We start from the raw sequence: 18,835 nt of genomic DNA on the forward strand, positions 1-18,835 counted from the left end.
GGGAATGTTCATCGCTGCAGGTTGCGGGGTTGGGGCACGGGTTCCAGCGGCACGCCGCCGCGCGCGACGGCCAGCGGCACCAGGCGCACGGCTTCCAGCGCGTTGTCCGGCTGGCCGTCGGTGGTGACGGCCAGCGTCAGCGTGTTGTCGCCGTTGGGGTTCAGGATGCCGGGGGGCAGCACGAAGGTGCGCTGCGGGCCGATGTGGGCGATGAACTGGCCCAGGTTCCAGCCGTTGACGAAGATCAGCGCGCGGTTCTCGCGCTCGGAGCGTGGCTTGGTCGTGTCGCCGAAGGCCAGGCCCAGCTGCACGTCGTGGCCGGCCGGCAGGTCGAGCTTGAAGGTCGTGCGCAGCCAGTAGGTGCCCGGCGCGGGCGGTGCCGCACCGGGGGGCGTCGCGTCCCAGCCGGGCTGGGGCTTGGCCGGGTCCACGGGCAGGTGCCAGCCCATGCGCTCGCCGAACAGGCCACCGTTGTTCAGCGGGCCGCGCACCAGGTCGGCAATGTCCTCGCCGCCCTTGTTGCCCTGGATCTTCCAGGCGATGGGCACGCCGAAGCGCGGGCCGCCGCGCGGCGTCAGCGACGCCGAGATCAGGCCGCGCGCCTCCTTGTGCACGTCGTCGGCGAACAGGTCCCAGTTGTGCGAGTTGTTGCGCACGACGACGGCGATGACGTGTTCGCCGGCGGGCAGGCCTTGCAGCGTCTGGCGGAAGGTGTCGGTGGTCTCGGGGAAGGGCCGGCCGGTGTCGTGCTCCTGCTGGCCGATGAATTTGCCGTCCACCCACACCTGGATCAGGCCGGCGCCGCCACCGCCGAAGAACAGCTCCAGCTGCAGCGGCTTGGCGTCGCTGGTCTTGAAGCGGCCGCGGTACCAGACGTCGCCGTGGTGGAAGCCGTAGTCGCTCATCGCCAGCACCGGCTGGCCCTTGTCGGAAGCGGTGTAGACGTTGGCGGCCGACACGGGCGCATCGGTCTTGCGCCAGGCGCTGTCGTCGAAGGTGATGGCGGCTTCGAGGGAGTCGAAGCGGCGCGTCCAGGCGAGCGTGGTCAGGTCGGGGAGCCGAACAGCATCGGGGCCGGGCAGGGCGCTGCGGGCGGCGAGGCTGAAGTCCTGCGCGCTCGCCGCGACGGGCTGGCCGTTGAAGCTCAGCGACGTGATGCCGTCGGGCACCCAGGCGCGCAGCGTGCTCGCGGCGGTGGTGTCGCCGCTCAGTTGCAGCGTCCGGCCGTTGAGCGCCGCGGTGCGCACGAGCGCCGGGCTGCGCACCAGCACGGCCTGGCCGCCGGCCTGCAGGCGCCAGAACTGCTGGCCGGTCTTTTCGTCGGCAATCAGCAGCAGCAGGGGCGCGCGGCCACCGCCGCTGATCAGCACTTCGATGAGGCCGGTGTGGGCGTAGTTCAGCCGCAGGTCGCCGCTCTTCGCGTCCCAGCTCACCTGGCCCTGGCCGCTGAGGAACTTCACGCTGGGCTTGTCCGGGAAGCGCAGCACGGTCTCGCCGTCGTCGCCGGCACGGCCGTAGAGCAGCGCCACGTCGCGCGCGCCCTGCTGTATCTGTGCCTGCAGCTCACTGGTGCTGTAGACGAGGTGCTGGCGCTCCAGCGCGTAGCTGGCCAGCAGCAGCTTGGCGTCCTGGCCGGTCAGCGTGAGCTTGCCGGCCTGCGGCACCTGGTAGGTGCCGTCCTTGGTCTGCAGCTTGAAGCCGAAGGCGGCCGTGCCGTCCAGGTGGTTGTGCTGCGCCAGCAGCACGTGGCTGCCCAGCGCCTGGTTGACGTTGTGATACAGCCGGACCCTGGCGTTGCCGCTGTCCAGCGGCTCGCCCTTGTCCATCTGCGCGAGCACGGGCGTGGCGGCCTGCACGAAGCCGCCCATCTGCTTGAGCACCAGCGCCTTGTCGCGCATGACGCGGGCCTCGCTGATGGGCGCGCCGTAGTCGTAGCTGGTGTAGACGATGGGCCCCGGCAGCCAGCCCCAGCTGGTGCCGCCGAAGGCCATGTAGATGGAATGGATGGTCAGCGAGTTGATGAGGCTGCTGCCGTAGAAAACGCGCTGGTAGCCCGGGCCCTGGCGTTTGGCCGTGCACTCGTAGGTGCCGTTGCTGCCCCAGTAGTCGAACCAGCCGGCGCCGATCTCGGCGACGAAGCCCGGCGTGTTGGGCGAGGCGAGCGACCCGACCTTGGGGAAGTTCTTGCCGTAGATGCCCCAGTCCGGCGCCGGTGCGGGCGTGCCGGGTTGTGCGTCCACGCTGCAGACGCCGCCGGGATAGCCGTCGAAGGCGTAGATGTCGGTCGGGCCGGGGTTGGCAAACGGCGCGGTGGAGTTCTTCGGCGTCCAGTCCGGCAGGCGCGACGCGGCGTTGTGGAACAGCGGCACGGTGATGCCGTCGGCCCGCGCCTTGTCCGCCAGGTGCTGCATGTGGCGGATGTTCTTGGGCTGCACCGAGAACAGCTCGTTCTCCAGCTGGTAGGCGATGACGGTGCCGCCGCCGTTGGTGAGCTGGTGGCGGGCGATGATGGCGTTGATCTGCGTCATCCACTCGTCCGCCGCGGCCTGGTACTCCGCCGCATCGGTGCGCGCCTCGGCGCGCTGGCGCAGCAGCCAGCCGGGGAAGCCGCCGGCGGTCAGCTCGCCGTTCACGTAAGGCCCCATGCGCGCGATGACATAGAGGCCTTCCTCCTTGGCCATCTCGATGACGCGCTCGACGTTGCGGATGCCAGTGAAGTCGTAGTGCCCCGGCTTGGCCGAGTGGTAGCCCCAGGCGAAGTAGAACGACACCGCGTTCAGGCCCGAGGCCTTCATCTTCTGCAGCACGTCGCGCCACAGGCTGGGCGAGGGCAGGCGGAAGGGGTGCATCTCGCCCGCGAAGATCATCTCGCGCTTGCCGTCGATGATGAGCGAGTGGCGGTCCCAGGTGATCTTCTTCGGCTTGTCCTTGGGGGCCGTCGCGCGTTCCAGCTGCGCGGTCTCTTCCGAGATCACGGTGAAGTGCCGCACTGTGCCCGACACGCCGCCCAGTTCCTTCCTGGCCGTCCAGGTCTGCAGGCCGTCGAAGCTGTCGCTATACCAGTAGCGCTTGGTCGTGTAGTCGTCGAAGTAGATGCGCCAGCCGGGCTTGCCGTCGGCGTTCTTGATGGGCACCAGCGCCGGGCCTTCCGTCCAGCCGCCCCAGCCGGCCCAGTCGCCGGTCTTGTCCAGCGTCCACGGGCCGTCCAGAGACGGCGCGGTGGCCCGCTCGATGAACTTGGTCGTCTCGTTCTTCGTGAACGCGACATACTGGCCTTCGTGCTGGATGACGAAGGTGTCGATGAAGTTGTTCTCCAGCCCCTTCATCGGCACCGGATCGCCGAAGGTCGTGAAGCCCGCGTCCAGGGCCTTCACCGAGTAGGCCGCGAACGGACCCTGGGTGCCGCCCTTGGACAGGCTGACGATGAGGCGCAGGCTGCCGTCGCTGTCGCGGAACCATTCCGGCGCCCAGACGTTGGTGATGCCTGGTAGCTTCACCGGCACGTCGGCCACATGCGCCCACGTCTTCAGGTCGGCGGACTTGGCGATGCCGAAGGTCGAGCCGTTCCAGTCGGTCGTGTAGGCGACGTAGTAGAGACCGTCGGCCGCGCGGATGATGGACGGGTCGCGCAGCAGCGCCTTGGGCGGCGTGTAGACCTCCGAGCCCAGTGACGTGAAGTTGATGCCGTCGGCGGAGCTGAACAGGCTGAGCGTGTTCTGCGACGTCGCCATGAAGGCCGACATCAGGAAGGTGCGCTCGCTCTTCTTCACGGCGGCCATCGCGCCGGCCTGCGCGGCGGCGGCGGTAGGCGCCTGCTGGCCTGGCAGGTCCTGCGCCTGCGCGGCGGCACACATCAACAGCGAAGCCAGCGAGACCAGCCAGAGGGCGGAGCGGGGCAGCGAAACGAGAGCAGCGGGCATGAGCGGACCGGGAGTGCGGGGAGCCTCGGTCAGTTTCACCCGGTTCCCTGGCGGCAAAAAATCAAGCGCGTGCGAGAAGCGGCCAGAAGGCCACCGTCACGGCGACAGGCGAAAATGCCGGTCATATGTTCAGTTTCTTCAAGAAGTCGGCGCCGGCCCCTGCGCCCGCCGAAGCGCCCACGCTGCTGCCCGAGGGCTGGGTCACCAGGAAGGCCAGCGCGCCGGCCGAGCCGCCCGCTGCACCCGAGGTCGTGCCGGCAGTCGCTGCCGCACCCGTGGTGGCGTCTGCGCCGGTGCCCGTGCCGACGCCGGTGGCCGCGCCCGTGAACCCGCCGGTCGCTCCGCAGCCTGCCGCACCCCGGCCGGTGGTGCTGCCCCCGGTGGTGGCGCCAGCGCCGAAGGTCGTCGCCCCGCCGCCGCCCGTGCCGGCACCCGAGCCCGTCGCCGCCCCGCGCCAGAGCTGGATGGAGCGCCTGCGCGCCGGCCTGCGCAAGACGGGCGGCAGCATTGCCGGCGTCTTCACCGGCACCAAGATCGACGAGCAGCTCTACGAGGAGCTGGAAGAGGCTCTGCTGCTGGCGGATGCCGGCGTCAAGGCCACGCAGTTCCTGCTGGACGACCTGAAGCGCCGCGTCAAGGACGCCCGTGCCACCGACCCGCAGGCCGTGCGCGGCCTGCTCGTGGACGCGCTCACCGAGCTGCTGTCGCCGCTGGAGAAGGGCCTGGAAGTGGGCCGCTTCACGCCCACGGTCATGATGGTCGTCGGCGTCAACGGCGCCGGCAAGACGACCAGCATCGGCAAGCTGACCCGCCACCTCGCCGACTCCAACCAGAAGGTGCTGCTGGCCGCGGCCGATACCTTCCGCGCCGCCGCCCGCGAGCAGCTGGGCGTGTGGGCGGACCGCGCGCAGGTGGAGATCATCAGCCAGGAGGGCGGTGACCCGGCGGCCGTGTCCTTCGACGCCGTCAACGCCGGCCGCGCCCGCGGTGCCGATGTCGTCATTGCCGACACGGCCGGCCGCCTGCCGACGCAGATCCACCTGATGGAGGAGCTGAAGAAGATCAAGCGCGTCATCACCAAGGCCCAAGAGGGCGCGCCGCACGAGGTGCTGCTGGTGGTGGACGGCAACACCGGCCAGAACGCGCTGAACCAGGTCAAGGCCTTCGACGAGGCGCTGGGACTGACGGGCCTGGTGGTCACCAAGCTGGACGGCACCGCCAAGGGCGGCGTGCTGGCGGCCATCGCGCGTGAGCGGCCCGTGCCGGTCTACTTCATCGGGGTCGGTGAGAAGCTGGAAGACCTCGAGACCTTCAGCGCGCGCGAGTTCGCGCGAGCGCTGCTGGAGTAATTCCAGCGGGCCGAGCGCCGGGCAGCTCCCAAGCCGGCCCGCGTTGGGCGATGTGCGGGCGGCTCAACGCCGCACGTATCGCCGTCCCCCCGGGGGATTGGCCAAAGTGTTCCTTGGACGAGGGCTTCAGTGCGCGTGCGGGGTGTCGGCGTAGTAGCCGGCTGCCCTGATCTTGGGGAACAGCTTGCTGCGCAGCGGCCGTCCGTCGTCCTCGGCCTGCCACTCGCGGTCCCACTCGGCCACCGCCAGGTCGGTCGCCTGCAGCACGCGCAGCAGCCGCTCGCGCTTGCGCAGCGGCCGCAGCTGCTCGTCGGGCAGCGGCATCAGCACCACCGAGCGCACCACGCCGTGCTCGTCGCAAAGCGCGAAGTCCACGGTCAGCAGGCCCGTGCGCGACAGCCATTCGCGGTAGGAGTTCTGCTTGGGCACGCGCACCAGCTTGTGCAGCGGCACCTGCGCCAGCAGGAAGCCCTTGGGATGCTCCAGCGCCAGCGCCCGCGCGATGCACTTGTGCGCATGCCGGTCCGCGCTGCCCAGCACCCGTGCCGGCGTGGGCGGCCAGCGCATGACGGTGTCGCTGACGTCGTTGCGGATGACGGCGCCGTCCTGGCCGGTGAGCCGGTTCAGCAGCGCGCCCATGGCGCGGGGGAGGTGGAGGTTCAGCATGGGCTGCACGCTAGCGACCGCGCCAGGTCTTGACCACGCCCCCTTGTCCCTTGAACTTGGGGGCAAGTGTGAGCGCTTGTGTCGCCCTCCGCAGCAACCCTTAAGGGCTGGCCGCGGGGCGGGCCCATCCTGACCGATGGCATGGGGCGCCGGACTGCCTATGCTCCCGGTCTTTGTCATTCGACCGAGGCTGCCATGTCCCGTTCCCCGTTCCTGCTTCCGCTGACCCTGGCGCTCGCCGCCGCGCTGCCGCTGGGCGCGCACGCCGCCGACGCCCGCAAGGCCACCCTCACGGTGGGCGACACGCCGCTGATCCCGCGCGCGGCGCTGTTCGGCAACCCGGTGAAGTCCGGCGCGCAGCTGAGCCCCGACGGCCAGTGGCTGTCGTGGATGGCCCCGGTCAACGGCGTCATGAATGTGTGGGTGGCACCGGCGGCCAAGCCCGAGGCGGCCAAGGCCGTCACCAACTCCACGGACCGCCCCATCCCCGGCCATTTCTGGTCCGGCAACAGCGAGCAGCTGCTGTTCGTGAAGGACAACGCCGGCGACGAGAACTTTCGCCTCTACGGCGTCGACGTGAAGACCGGCGCGCAGCGCGACTACACCCCCTTCGACAAGGTGCGCGTGCGCATGCTGGGCGGCTCGCGCAAGCGGCTGGACGAGGTGCTGGTGGGCATCAACAACCGCGACCCGCGCTGGCACGACGCCTATCTGCTGAACCTGAAGACCGGCGAGCTGAAGCTGGTCATGAAGGGCGACGGCTTCGCCGGCGTCGAGATCGACGACGACCTGAACGTGCGCCTGGGCGCCCGCCCCAACGCGGCGGGCGGCATGGACTATTTCCAGGTCAAGGACAACGTTGCGGCTGACAAACCCTTCCTCAGCACCAGCCTGGAAGACAACGCCACCGGCCCCATCGGCTACACCGCCGACGGCAAGACGCTGTACTGGCGCGACTCGCGTGACCGCGACACCACGGCCGTGTTCGCCGAGGACGTCGCCACCGGCGAACGCAAGCTCATCGCGCAGGACGCCCGCGCCGACCTCGGCGCCACGCTGCGCAACACGGTCACCGGCGAGGTGCAGGCCTATGCGGTGGAGTACCTGACCACCGAGTGGCAGTTCATCGACAAGGGCCTGAAGGCCGACTTCGACTGGCTGCAGAAGCAGCTCGGCAAGGGCGAGGTCTACGTCAGCAGCCGCACCCGCGCGGACGACAAGTGGATCGTCGGCATCGATCCGGTCTCCAAGGTGGCGGCCACCTACCTGTACGACCGCAAGGCCAAGAAGCTGTCGCCGCTGTACGTGGCCCGGCCCGAGCTGCAGAACGCGCCGCTGGTGCCCATGCATCCGGTCGAGATCGCCTCGCGCGACGGCCTGACGCTGCCCAGCTACCTGACGCTGCCAGCCGGCGCCGACAAGAACGGCGACGGCAAGCCGGAGCAGGCCGTGCCGATGGTGCTGCTGGTGCACGGCGGTCCGTGGGCACGCGACGGCCACGGCTACAACGGCACGCACCAGTGGCTGGCCAACCGCGGCTACGCGGTGCTGTCGGTCAACTACCGCGCCTCCACCGGCTTCGGCAAGAAGTTCCTGAACGCCGGCAACAAGCAGTGGGGCCTGGCCATGCACAACGACCTCATCGACGCCGTGAACTGGGCCGTCAAGCAGGGCGTCACCAGCGCCGACAAGGTGGCCATCATGGGCGGCAGCTACGGCGGCTACGCGGCGCTGGCCGGGCTGACGTTCACGCCCACCACCTTCTCCTGCGCGGTGGACATCGTGGGCCCCTCCAACCTGGAGACGCTGCTGGGCACCATCCCGCCGTACTGGGAGGCGGGCAAGAAGCAGATGTACAGCCGCATGGGCGACCCGACGACGGACGAGGGCAAGGCCATCCTGCGTGCCGCGTCGCCGCTGTACAAGGCCGACCAGATCGTGCGTCCGCTGCTGATCGGGCAGGGCGCCAACGACCCGCGCGTGAAGCAGGCCGAGTCGGACCAGATTGTCCAGGCCATGCAGGCCAAGAACATCCCGGTCACCTACGTGCTGTACCCGGACGAAGGCCATGGCTTCGCGAAGCCGACCAACCGCATCGGCTTCAACGCCATCGCCGAGAACTTCCTGGGCAACTGCTTGGGTGGCCGTGTCGAGCCGCTGGGCGAGACGGTGCGGCAGTCGACGGCGCAGATCGCGCACGGCGCCGACTTCCTGCCCGGCCTGAAGGCCGCGGCCGAGAAGAAGTAAGTCGTCGCGACCTGAAAAACGAAAAGGCCCCGCGGGGCCTTTTCTCGTTGTGGCGTGAAGGGATCAGCCGCCCATGCCGGGCAGGCCCTTCATGCCGCCCATCTTCTTCATCATCTTCATCAGGCCGCCGCCCTTCATCTTCTTCATCATCTGCTGCATCTGGTCGAACTGGTTCAGCAGGCGGTTCACATCCTGGATCTGCACGCCGGCGCCCGTGGCAATGCGGCGCTTGCGGCTGGCCTTGCTCTTGCCGTCCATCAGCAGCGCGGGCTGGGCACGTTCCTTGGCGGTCATCGCGCGCAGGATGCCTTCCATGCGCTTCATGTCGCGCTCGGCGCGGTCCATGTCGGCCTGGCCGGGCTGCTTGTTGCCCATCATGTTCTGCGGCAGCTTGTCCATCAGGCCGCCCAGGCCGCCCATCTTCTTCATCTGCGCGATCTGCTGCAGGAAGTCGTTCAGGTCGAAGCCGCTGCCGCTCTTGAGCTTCTCGGCCATGGCCTGCGCGGAAGCCATGTCCACGCTGGCCGTGACCTGCTCCACCAGCGCGACGATGTCGCCCATGCCCAGCACGCGGCCGGCATGGCGGTCGGCGTCGAAGACCTCCAGGCCATCGATCTTCTCGGACACGCCGGCGAACTTGATCGGCGCGCCGGTGATCTGCCGCACCGACAGCGCCGCGCCACCGCGCGAGTCGCCGTCCAGCTTGGTCAGGATGACGCCGGTCAGCGGCAGCGCATCCTTGAAGGCCTTGGCGGTGTTGACCGCGTCCTGGCCCTGCATCGCGTCGACGACGAACAGCGTCTCCACCGGGTTCAGTGTTGCGTGCAGCTCCTTGATCTCGGCCATCAGCGCTTCGTCGATGGCAAGGCGCCCGGCCGTGTCGACCAGCAGCACGTCGAAGTAGTGGCGCTTGGCGTGGTCCAGCGCGGCCAGCGCGATGTCGCGCGGCTTCTGGTCCGGCGCGGACGGGAACCATTCGCCGCCGGCCTGCTTCGTCACCGTCTTGAGCTGCTCGATGGCGGCGGGGCGGTAGACGTCGGCGGAGACCGTCAGCACCTTCTTCTTGCGCTTCTCGATCAGGTGCTTGGTGAGCTTGGCCGTCGTCGTCGTCTTGCCGGCGCCCTGCAGGCCGGCCATCAGGATGACGGCGGGCGGCTGGGCGGCGAGGTTGATGTCGGCCACGCCTTCGCCCATCGTCGCGGCGAGTTCCTTGTGGACGACGGACACCAGCACCTGGCCGGGGTTCAGCGAGCCGACGACCTCCTGGCCGAGCGCCTTCTCCTTCACGCGGGCGATGAAGTCGCGCACCACCGGCAGGGCCACGTCGGCCTCCAGCAGCGCCATGCGCACCTCGCGCAGCATGTCCTGCACGTTGCTTTCGGTGATGCGGGCCTGGCCGCGCATCGTCTTGACAAGGCGACTCAGGCGGTCGGTGAGGGTGGATGCCATGGAATTGGAAGGTCGGGTCGCCAGAACGCGCGGAGCCCAAAAGTACACTGCGTCCATGAGTTTATCGCCCGCTCCTCTGGGAGACGCCGCCGTGGGGCCAGGCGTCGCGCTGGCCATCGCCAGCGGCCTGGCACTGCTGGGCTATGTCTGGGTGGGGCTGCTGCGTGTCGCCCCGGGCGACGCCGCCGGCGCGCTCAGCCCGCCGCGCCGCTCGGTGCCGCCCATGGCGCTGGCCTGGACGGCCCAGTTCGTCGCGCTGTTCATCGACATCAGCGGCTTCGGCCTGGAGACGCGGGGCGCGCGCTTCGGCTTCGCGCCGGCGCTGTCCATGACGACCTGGCTGGTGCTGACGGTCTACCTGGTGGAGAGCCGCTTCCTGCCGCTGCACAGCGTGCGCCGCGTGCTGGCCTGGCTGGCCGCGGCCGCCGTGCTGCTGGCCTGGGGCTTCCCCGGCGAGAGCCGCCCGCTGGCCGCGTCGCCCTGGGCGCCGCTGCACTGGGTGCTGGGGCTGGTGTCCTACGGCCTGTTCGGCGTGGCCGTGCTGCACGCCGCGCTGATGAACCGTGCCGAGACCCGGCTGCGCCACAAGCAGGCTACGCCCGGCGGGCTGCCGCTGCTGCAGCTGGAGCGGCTGACGTTCAACTTCGTCGCGGCCGGCGTGGGCGTGCTGTCGCTGGCCATCGTGCTGGGCTGGTGGTTCACGCCCGCCTGGAAGTGGGACCACAAGAACCTGCTGGCCGTGCTGGGCTGGCTGGTGCTGACCGGCCTGCTGGTGGGGCGGCGCATCTACGGCTGGCGCGGCCGCCGCGCCACGCGCTGGCTGTATGCCGGTGCGGCGCTGCTGCTGCTGTCCTATGCCGGCTCGCGCTTCGTGCTGGAGGTCATCCTGCAGCGCGGTGGAGGCGTGGTTTGAAGTATTTGTTGCTGCTGCTGTTGCTGGCGCTTGCCTTCTTCATGCTGGGCGCCCGGCGCGGCCGCCCGCGCGAGCCCGAGGCCCGCGATGACCGCCCCGCGCCGCCCGCCCAGCCCCGGGCCATGCTGCGCTGCGCCGAATGCGGCATGCACCTGCCCGCCGACGAGGCGCTGCCGGGCAAGGGTGGCGTGTTCTGCAGCGCGGCGCACCGGTCCAGCTTCGAGGCCCGCTGAGCCTGTGGCCGACGGCAGCTGGTTCGTCGAGTCGCCGCCGGTCGAGCCGGCCGAGGGCAGCGCGTCCTTCGACCGCCTGTACCGCGCCTTCCTGTCCGCGCGTGCTGCGCTGGGCCTGGCGCTGATCGCCGCCCAGCTCATCGCTGCCGCGCTGTTCACGGCGCCGGCACAGTCGACGCTGGCGCTGAGCGCCGCCTACGCCACCGCGGCGCTGCTGCTGTGGCTGCTGCCGCAGCTGCGCCACGGCGCCAGCGCGCGCAGCCTGGCGCGCATCAGCAGCCCGCACTGGTGGGCCGCCATCGGGCTGGACTTGGTGCTGTTCGGCACGCTGCATGCGCTGGACCCCAGCGGCGTGAACTACGGCGCGCTGTTCGTGCTGCCGGTGCTGATGGCGGCCGTGCTGTGCCCGCGCCGGCTGGCGCTGGCCACCGCCGCGATGGCGGCGCTGGGGCTGCTGGCCGCGGCGGCGTGGTCGATGTTGCTGGGCGTGGACGTGGGCCTGAAGACGACGCAGGCCGGCCTGGTGGGCGGCGGGCTGTTCGCCGTCAGCCTGCTGGCCGGCGAGCTGAGCGCGCGGCTGGCCCGCGAGGAGCGGGCGGCGCGCGGCAGCCTGGCGCTGGCGCGGCAGCAGGAGCTGCTGAACCGCCTGGTCATCGACGAGATGCAGGAAGGCGTGCTGGTGGTGGACCGCCGCGGCCGCGTGCGCGCGATGAACCCGGCGGCGCGCACGCTGCTGGGCGCGGCCAGCGGCGAGCTGAGCTGGCAGTTGCGCGGCCGTGCCGACTGGCAGCCGCTGGTGCAGGCGCTGGAGCAGGCGCACGCCGCCGGCCGCGGTGCCGAGCTGGACGTGGCGCTGCCGCTGGACAGCGGCGTCATGCGCAGCCTGCGCCTGCGGCTGCGCTTCACGCGCCAGCGCGAGGGCAGCGAGGAGCTGTGCGTGCTGTTCGTCGAGGACAACCGCGAGCTGCTGGCCCGCACGCGCCAGGAGAAGCTGGCTGCGATGGGCCGCGTGTCGGCCGGCATCGCGCACGAGATCCGCAACCCGCTGGCGGCCATCGCCCAGGCCAACGCGCTGATTGCCGAGGACGTCGCCGGCATGCGTGCCGAGCCGCTGACGCGCATGGTGGCGTCCAACGTGCAGCGGCTCAAAAGGCTGGTGGACGACGTGACCGAGGTGGCGCCCGGCGTGCAGCCCGACACGCAGGCGCTGGACATCAGCGAGCTGGTGCACGAGACCTGCGTGGACTGGGTCGTCGTCAACGGCCTGGACGCCGGCGCCGGCAACGTGGCGAGCCGCTTCCAGCTGCAGATCGAGGCGCCCGGGTTGATGGGGCTGTTCGACGCCGAACACCTGCGCCGCGTGCTGGTGAACCTGCTGGACAACGCGCTGCGCCATGCCGACGACGGCCCGGGCAGCATCCGCGTGCTGCTCAGGCTTGACGGCGACGGGCTGGCGCTGGTGGTGCGCAGCGCCGGCGCGCCGGTGCCGCCGGAGGTGGAGCGGCACCTGTTCGAGCCCTTCTTCTCGACACGCAGCCGCGGCTCCGGCCTGGGCCTCTATATTTGTCGCGAGCTGTGCGAGCGCCACGGCGGTCGCATCGACTTCCGCCGCGCCGCCGACGCCGCGGCCAACGAATTCAGCGTGCGCCTGGCGCAGCCCCCCTCCGCATGACGAACGCCCCCACCGCGCGCCTGCTGGTCATCGACGACGAGCCCGACCTGCGCACGCTCTACGAGCTGACGCTGCTGCGCGAGGGCTACGAGATCGACAGCGCCGGCTCGGTGGCCGACGCGCTGGCCCAGCTGCAGGCCGCCACCTACAGCGCCGTCATCACCGACATGCGGCTGCCCGACGGCTCGGGCCTGGCCGTGCTGCGCTGGCTGGAGCAGGCCGGCCGGCCGGAGAAGGCCATCGTCATCACGGCCTTCGGCTCGGCCGAGAACGCCGTCGAGGCGCTGAAGGCCGGCGCCTTCGATTACCTGACCAAGCCGGTGGACCTGCGCCAGTTCCGCCTCGTCGTCGGCTCGGCGCTGGGCCGCCAGCCGGCGGCCGCGAAGGCGCCCGAGCCCGTGGCGGCGTCGGCGTCGGACGCCGTGGGCCCGGCCACGGCGCTGCGGCTGGTGGGCGAGTCGCCGGCCATCCGCGCCGTGCGCGCGCTCATCGACAAGGTGGGCCGCAGCATGGCGCCGGTGCTGGTGCAGGGCGAGTCCGGCACCGGCAAGGAACTGGTGGCGCGTGCCATCCACGACCACGGCACGCGTGCGGACCAGCGCTTCATCGCCGTCAACTGCGGTGCCATCCCGGAGAACCTGCTGGAGGCCGAGTTCTTCGGCTATCGCAAGGGCGCGTTCACCGGCGCCAACGAGGACCGCGAGGGCTTCTTCCAGGCGGCCGATGGCGGCACGCTGTTCCTGGACGAGATCGGCGACCTGCCGCTGGCGATGCAGAGCAAGCTGTTACGCGTCATCCAGGAGCGGTCGGTGCGCCCGGTCGGCGCGACGGCCGAGTCGCCCATCAACGTGCGCATCCTCAGCGCCACGCACAAGGACCTGTCCGCCGAGGTGGCCGCGGGCCGCTTCCGGCAGGACTTGTTCTACCGCCTCAACGTCATCCAGATCCGTGTGCCGCCGCTGCGCGAGCGGCTGGAGGATCTGGGCCTCATCAGCAGCCGCGTGCTGGCGCGGATCGCGCAGGATGCCGGCGTGTCGCCCACGCCGCGGCTGACCGCCGGCGCGCTGCAGACGCTGTCGCGCTACGCCTTCCCCGGCAACGTGCGCGAGCTGGAGAACCTGCTGCACCGGGCGCTCGCGCTGGCGGGCGGCGAATGGATAGACACCGGCGACCTGGGCCTGCCGGACGCACTGCTGGACGAAGGCCGCAGCGAATCGCAGTTCGCGGCGCTGGAGACGCCCGTCGCCGCCGAGCCCATGGCCGAGGGGCTGTCGCTGCCGGAGCAACTGCCCGCCGACCTGGCGCTCTATCTCGACGAGGTCGAGCGCGCCATCCTGCTGCGCGCGCTGGAGCTGCACCGCTTCAACCGCACGGCCGCGGCGGCCAGCCTGGGCCTGTCGCTGCGCCAGATCCGCTACCGCATGGCGCGGCTGGCGATATCGGCGGGGGACAACTGAGACCCCTCGCTCGGTCCCGCCTCGCTGAACGCGGGCGGTCCTGATCGGCCCCAGAGGGGGCGGCGATGCGTGCGGCATTGAGCCGCCCGCACGTCGCGCTGCCGGGCCGGCTTGGGAGCTGTCCGATGCGCGGCTCCTCAATTGCTGCGAGCCCTGGGATTTGCCCTGCTTGAATGTTCGGCGAGCGGGAGCGCGCTGATGTCGAATCCAGCATTGGCGCGGCTTTGCGGGCCACTTCGCGCCGCAAAGCCAATGCTCATGCGGACCATCGCGGGCGTGCATCGATTTGATCGGTGCAAAGCGGCCATCGCGCTTTTTTCAATGCAAATTGAATCCCGGGTTGACACTAGGGATGTGGCCAACCCAGGTCGTCAAGCACTAGATATAGTGTTCTCTCGTGATATCCTGCTGACCCAGTCGACCCCATGACCATCACCTCGGAATTGCTGTCTGCAGTGGCTTGGCCGCCGCGGCAACCCACCCGAGGAACCAGCCGGAACGCCGGCCTGGCAATGGACCGGCGGGGCCGAAACACCACCACTCCAGCAACGCGCGATGCGTCGACCCTGTACCGGGTCTGTGCCGCGCTTTTGCCCGTCAATTCTCGATAAAAGGATCTCCTCATGCTGCATGAAGCCGCTTCGGGCCAGGCTGCCCCCGCTGCCACGCTTTCCTCGGGTTCTCCGGGCGCGTTTGGATCCGACGCGCAAGCACCCAGCGCCCCCGCGCTGTCCAGCTACCAGGCCTACCAGATCATTCGCCGCAACGGCGCCGTGGTCTCGTTCGAGCCGAGCAAGATCGCCGTCGCGCTGATGAAGGCCTTCCTGGCCGTTCACGGCACCAGCGGCGCGGCCTCGGCCAGCGTGCGCGAGACGGTGGAACAGCTGACCCAGAACGTCGTGCGCGCGCTGCTGCGCTCGCGCCCGAGCGGCGGCACCTTCCACATCGAGGACGTGCAGGACCAGGTCGAGCTGGGCCTGATGCGCAGCGGCCAGCACGACGTGGCCCGCGCCTACGTGCTGTACCGCGAGCGCCGCGCGCAGGAGCGCGCCGCCCAGGGCGAAGCCGCCCGCGCTGCCGAGCCGCAATTCATGGTGATGGACGGCGGCGAGCGCCGCCCGCTGGACCTGCGCGCGCTGAAGTCGCTGATCGCCTCCGCCTGCGAGAACCTCGGCGCCGACGTGACGCCCGAGCCCGTGCTGGCCGAGACCCAGCGCAACCTGTACGACGGCGTCGCCATCGACGAGGTCTACAAGGCCGCCATCCTGGCTGCGCGCACGCTGATCGAGAAGGACCCCGGCTACAGCCGCGCCACGGCCCGCCTGCTGCTGCACACGATCCGCCGCGAGATCATCGGCGGCGAGGTCACGCAGGAACAGATGCAGACCCAGTACGCCGAGTACTTCCCCGGCTACATCAAGCGTGGCGTCGCCGCCGAGCTGCTGGACGAGAAGCTGGCGCAGTACGACCTGGCCCGCCTTGGCGCCGCACTGAAGGCCGAGCGCGACCTGCAGTTCGACTACCTCGGCCTGCAGACGCTGTATGACCGCTACTTCCTGCACGTGGACGACGTCCGCATCGAGATGCCGCAGGCCTTCTTCATGCGCGTGGCCATGGGCCTGGCGCTGGGCGAGATCGACCGCGAGGCCCGCGCCATCGAGTTCTATGAAGTGCTGTCCAGCTTCGACTTCATGTCCAGCACGCCCACGCTGTTCAACAGCGGCACGCGCCGCTCGCAGCTGTCGAGCTGCTACCTGACGACCGTCTCGGACGACCTCGACGGCATTTACGAGGCGCTGAAGGAAAACGCGCTGCTGAGCAAGTTCGCCGGCGGCCTGGGCAATGACTGGACGCCGGTGCGCGCGCTCGGCTCGCACATCAAGGGCACCAACGGCAAGTCGCAAGGCGTCGTGCCGTTCCTGAAGGTGGTCAACGACACGGCCGTGGCCGTGAACCAGGGCGGCAAGCGCAAGGGCGCCGTCTGCGCCTACCTGGAGACGTGGCACCTGGACATCGAAGAGTTCCTGGACCTGCGCAAGAACACCGGCGACGACCGCCGCCGCACGCACGACATGAACACGGCGAACTGGATTCCCGACCTGTTCATGAAGCGCGTGCTGGAAGGTGGCGACTGGACGCTGTTCAGCCCCTCCACCTGCCCGGACCTGCACGACAAGTTCGGCAAGGCCTTCGAGGAAGCCTACGTGGGCTACGAGCGCAAGGCCGACAGCGGCGAGCTCAAGCTCTTCAAGCGCATGCCGGCCAAGGACCTGTGGCGCAAGATGCTGTCGATGCTGTTCGAGACGGGCCACCCCTGGATCACGTTCAAGGACGCCTGCAACGTGCGCAGCCCGCAGCAGCACGTTGGCGTGGTGCACTCGTCCAACCTGTGCACCGAGATCACGCTGAACACCAACGACAGCGAGATCGCCGTCTGCAACCTCGGCTCCGTGAACCTGGCGCAGCACCTGAAGGACGGCGCCATCGATCAGGCCAAGCTGAAGAAGACGGTGCGCACGGCCATGCGCATGCTCGACAACGTCATCGACATCAACTACTACGCCGTCAAGAAGGCCCGCGACTCCAACCTGCGCCACCGTCCGGTGGGCCTGGGCATCATGGGCTTCCAGGATGCGCTGTACGCGCTGCGCACGCCTTACGCGTCCGACGCCGCCGTCGAGTTCGCCGACCGCTCGATGGAAGCCGTCTGCTACCACGCCTACTGGGCGTCGACCGAACTGGCCGAAGAGCGCGGCCGCTACTCCTCGTACAAGGGCTCGCTGTGGGACCGCGGCATCCTGCCGATCGACTCGCTGGACCTGCTGGCCGAGGCCCGTGGCGGCTACGTCGATGTTGACCGATCCACCAGCCTGGACTGGGACGCGCTGCGCGGCCGCATCGCTGTGCACGGCATGCGCAACAGCAACTGCGTCGCCATCGCGCCGACGGCCACCATCTCCAACATCATCGGCGTCGACGCGTCCATCGAGCCCTGCTTCGGCAACCTGTCGGTCAAGTCCAACCTGTCGGGCGAGTTCACCGTCATCAACGAATCGCTGGTGCGTGACCTGAAGGCACTGGGCCTGTGGGACGACGTGATGGTCATGGACCTCAAGCACTTCGATGGCTCGCTGCGCCGCATCGACCGCGTGCCCGAGGACATCAAGGCGCTGTACGCGACGGCCTTCGAGGTCGACACCTCGTGGCTCATCGAAGCTGGCGCGCGCCGCCAGAAGTGGATCGACCAAGCACAGAGCCTGAACATCTACATGGCCGGCGCGTCGGGCAAGAAGCTCGACGAGACCTACAAGCTCGCGTGGCAGCGCGGCCTGAAGACGACCTACTACCTGCGCACCATCAGCGCGACGCAGGCCGAGAAGAGCACGGTCACGCGCTCGGGCCAGCTCAATGCCGTGTCGTCGGGTGCTGCTGCCGTGGTGGCGGCGCCGGCCGCTCCGGTCGCTGCCGTCGAGCCCGAACTGCCGGCGACGAACGTGCAGTTCACGGCGATCGACGACGTCGGTTGCGAGGCCTGCCAGTAAATGAAGCAGTGGCGCGAACTTGTATAGACAAGTTCGCGCCATCTGTTTCGATGCCCACGCGCAACAAACTTTGCGCGATTGATGCAAATAGCAGTTGCCGGTCCTTGTTGATTTGCACCAGCACTGCCGATAATTCGAAGCGATAGGAAAGACACCATGCTGGATTGGGACGAAGACCTGAAGTCCACTGATACCCCCACCGCGAAGCCTCTCGCGGCCACACCTTCGGCGACGACGTCCGCATCGGCGTCTCTGCACGGAGCTGCCAGCGTCTCGATTCCTGCCCCCCAGCTGTCCGGCGAGTCCACGACCGCGCGTCGCGTGAAGGCTGCCGACAAGCGCATCATCAACGGCCAGACCGACGTCAATCAGCTGGTGCCGTTCAAGTACAAGTGGGCGTGGGAGAAGTACCTCGCCACCTGCGCCAACCACTGGATGCCGCAGGAAGTGAACATGAGCCGCGACATCGCGCTCTGGAAGGACCCCAACGGCCTGACCGAAGACGAGCGCCGCATCATCAAGCGCAACCTCGGCTTCTTCGTCACCGCCGACTCGCTGGCCGCCAACAACATCGTGCTGGGCACCTACCGCCACATCACGGCGCCCGAGGCTCGCCAGTTCCTGCTGCGCCAGGCGTTTGAAGAAGCGATCCACACGCACGCCTACCAGTACATCGTCGAGAGCCTGGGCCTGGACGAGAGCGAGATCTTCAACGCCTACAACGAGGTGAAGTCGATCCGCGACAAGGACGAGTTCCTGATCCCCTTTATCGAGGCGATCATGAAGCCGGAGTTCGTGACCGGCACGCCCGAGAACGACCAGACGCTGCTGAAGTCGCTGATCGTCTTCGCCTGCCTGATGGAAGGCCTGTTTTTCTACGTCGGCTTCACGCAGATCCTCGCGATGGGTCGTCAGAACAAGATGACCGGTGCGGCCGAGCAGTACCAGTACATCCTGCGCGACGAGTCCATGCACTGCAACTTCGGCATCGACCTGATCAACCAGATCAAGCTCGAGAACCCGCACCTGTGGACGGCCGAGTTCAAGGCCGAGATCAAGGCGCTGTTCCTGAAGGCCGTCGAGCTGGAATACCGCTACGCCGAGGACACCATGCCGCGCGGCGTGCTGGGCCTCAACGCCTCGATGTTCAAGGGCTATCTGCGCTTCATCGCGAATCGTCGTGCGGTGCAGATCGGCCTCGAAGCCCTGTTCCCGAACGAAGAAAACCCCTTCCCGTGGATGAGCGAGATGATCGACTTGAAGAAGGAACGCAACTTCTTCGAGACCCGCGTCATCGAGTACCAATCGGGCGGGGCCCTGAGCTGGGACTGACCCCCCAGCCGCAACCCGATCAAGACCTGGCCAATGCAGTCACCGAGCGAAACCC

General features: G+C 69.1%; 11 protein-coding genes. 8 read left to right on the top strand and 3 right to left on the bottom strand.

Annotation, left to right across the window (positions count from 1 at the left end; all coding sequences use genetic code 11):
• Positions 1–8: 8 nt before the first annotated feature.
• Entirely contained in the window at positions 9–3,920 is a 3,912-nt protein-coding gene (locus tag AC1Q7O_RS01355; RefSeq protein WP_492659279.1) for a beta-galactosidase, read from the bottom strand.
• A gap of 125 nt (positions 3,921–4,045) precedes the next feature.
• Between AC1Q7O_RS01355 and ftsY the strand changes: the two genes are divergently transcribed.
• Positions 4,046–5,269 carry a signal recognition particle-docking protein FtsY gene (gene ftsY, locus AC1Q7O_RS01360; RefSeq protein WP_492659278.1) on the top strand — a complete coding sequence of 408 codons (1,224 nt, stop codon included), beginning with the start codon at positions 4,046–4,048 and terminating at the stop codon, positions 5,267–5,269.
• Positions 5,270–5,395: 126 nt separating this feature from the next.
• On the opposite strand, the gene AC1Q7O_RS01365 is transcribed toward ftsY, so the two are convergent.
• The gene (locus AC1Q7O_RS01365) at positions 5,396–5,935 is read right to left on the bottom strand and encodes a hypothetical protein (RefSeq protein ID WP_492659277.1); all 540 of its coding nucleotides are present in this window, start codon (positions 5,933–5,935) and stop codon (positions 5,396–5,398) included.
• Between the two features lie 195 nt (positions 5,936–6,130).
• On the opposite strand from AC1Q7O_RS01365, the gene AC1Q7O_RS01370 reads away from it, so the two are divergent.
• The gene (locus AC1Q7O_RS01370; protein WP_492659276.1) at positions 6,131–8,182 is read left to right on the top strand and encodes a S9 family peptidase; all 2,052 of its coding nucleotides are present in this window, start codon (positions 6,131–6,133) and stop codon (positions 8,180–8,182) included.
• 63 nt (positions 8,183–8,245) lie between these two features.
• Here the strand turns inward: AC1Q7O_RS01370 and ffh are convergent, their stop codons facing one another.
• A complete protein-coding gene (gene ffh / locus AC1Q7O_RS01375) occupies positions 8,246–9,631 on the bottom strand; it encodes a signal recognition particle protein (RefSeq protein ID WP_492659275.1) in 1,386 nt (461 codons plus the stop codon).
• A 55-nt stretch (positions 9,632–9,686) separates the two neighbouring features.
• Here ffh and AC1Q7O_RS01380 point away from each other — a divergent pair, with 55 nt between their 5' ends.
• The 6 genes from AC1Q7O_RS01380 (at position 9,687) to AC1Q7O_RS01405 (ending at position 18,780) form a co-directional block, all read left to right on the top strand.
• On the top strand, positions 9,687–10,544 hold the full coding sequence (locus AC1Q7O_RS01380; protein ID WP_492659274.1) for a cytochrome C assembly family protein: 858 nt from the start codon (positions 9,687–9,689) through the stop codon (positions 10,542–10,544).
• On the top strand, positions 10,541–10,777 hold the full coding sequence (locus AC1Q7O_RS01385; protein WP_492659273.1) for a PP0621 family protein: 237 nt from the start codon (positions 10,541–10,543) through the stop codon (positions 10,775–10,777). Before AC1Q7O_RS01380 ends, AC1Q7O_RS01385 begins: the two co-directional genes overlap by 4 nt.
• Positions 10,778–10,781: 4 nt before the next feature.
• Entirely contained in the window at positions 10,782–12,449 is a 1,668-nt protein-coding gene (locus tag AC1Q7O_RS01390) for a sensor histidine kinase (RefSeq protein ID WP_492659272.1), read from the top strand.
• Positions 12,446–13,906 (top strand): sigma-54-dependent transcriptional regulator, encoded by a 1,461-nt coding sequence (locus tag AC1Q7O_RS01395; protein WP_492659271.1) that lies wholly within the window; start codon positions 12,446–12,448, stop codon positions 13,904–13,906. Before AC1Q7O_RS01390 ends, AC1Q7O_RS01395 begins: the two co-directional genes overlap by 4 nt.
• Positions 13,907–14,529: 623 nt before the next feature.
• The gene (locus AC1Q7O_RS01400) at positions 14,530–17,448 is read left to right on the top strand and encodes a ribonucleoside-diphosphate reductase subunit alpha (RefSeq protein ID WP_492659270.1); all 2,919 of its coding nucleotides are present in this window, start codon (positions 14,530–14,532) and stop codon (positions 17,446–17,448) included.
• A gap of 156 nt (positions 17,449–17,604) precedes the next feature.
• Positions 17,605–18,780 carry a ribonucleotide-diphosphate reductase subunit beta gene (locus AC1Q7O_RS01405; protein ID WP_492659269.1) on the top strand — a complete coding sequence of 392 codons (1,176 nt, stop codon included), beginning with the start codon at positions 17,605–17,607 and terminating at the stop codon, positions 18,778–18,780.
• The last annotated feature ends 55 nt before the right edge of the window (positions 18,781–18,835 follow it).

It is taken from the genome of Roseateles sp. GW823-FHT07B05 (assembly GCF_058794515.1).

What these genes read in the sequence shown, in the direction of transcription:
- AC1Q7O_RS01355 (WP_492659279.1), bottom strand. Translation starts at nt 3,920, where the DNA reads ATGCCCGCTGCTCTCGTTTCGCTGCCCCGCTCCGCCCTCTGGCTGGTC.
- ftsY (WP_492659278.1), top strand. Translation starts at nt 4,046, where the DNA reads ATGTTCAGTTTCTTCAAGAAGTCGGCGCCGGCCCCTGCGCCCGCCGAA.
- AC1Q7O_RS01365 (WP_492659277.1), bottom strand. Translation starts at nt 5,935, where the DNA reads ATGCTGAACCTCCACCTCCCCCGCGCCATGGGCGCGCTGCTGAACCGG.
- AC1Q7O_RS01370 (WP_492659276.1), top strand. Translation starts at nt 6,131, where the DNA reads ATGTCCCGTTCCCCGTTCCTGCTTCCGCTGACCCTGGCGCTCGCCGCC.
- ffh (WP_492659275.1), bottom strand. Translation starts at nt 9,631, where the DNA reads ATGGCATCCACCCTCACCGACCGCCTGAGTCGCCTTGTCAAGACGATG.
- AC1Q7O_RS01380 (WP_492659274.1), top strand. Translation starts at nt 9,687, where the DNA reads ATGAGTTTATCGCCCGCTCCTCTGGGAGACGCCGCCGTGGGGCCAGGC.
- AC1Q7O_RS01395 (WP_492659271.1), top strand. Translation starts at nt 12,446, where the DNA reads ATGACGAACGCCCCCACCGCGCGCCTGCTGGTCATCGACGACGAGCCC.
- AC1Q7O_RS01400 (WP_492659270.1), top strand. Translation starts at nt 14,530, where the DNA reads ATGCTGCATGAAGCCGCTTCGGGCCAGGCTGCCCCCGCTGCCACGCTT.
- AC1Q7O_RS01405 (WP_492659269.1), top strand. Translation starts at nt 17,605, where the DNA reads ATGCTGGATTGGGACGAAGACCTGAAGTCCACTGATACCCCCACCGCG.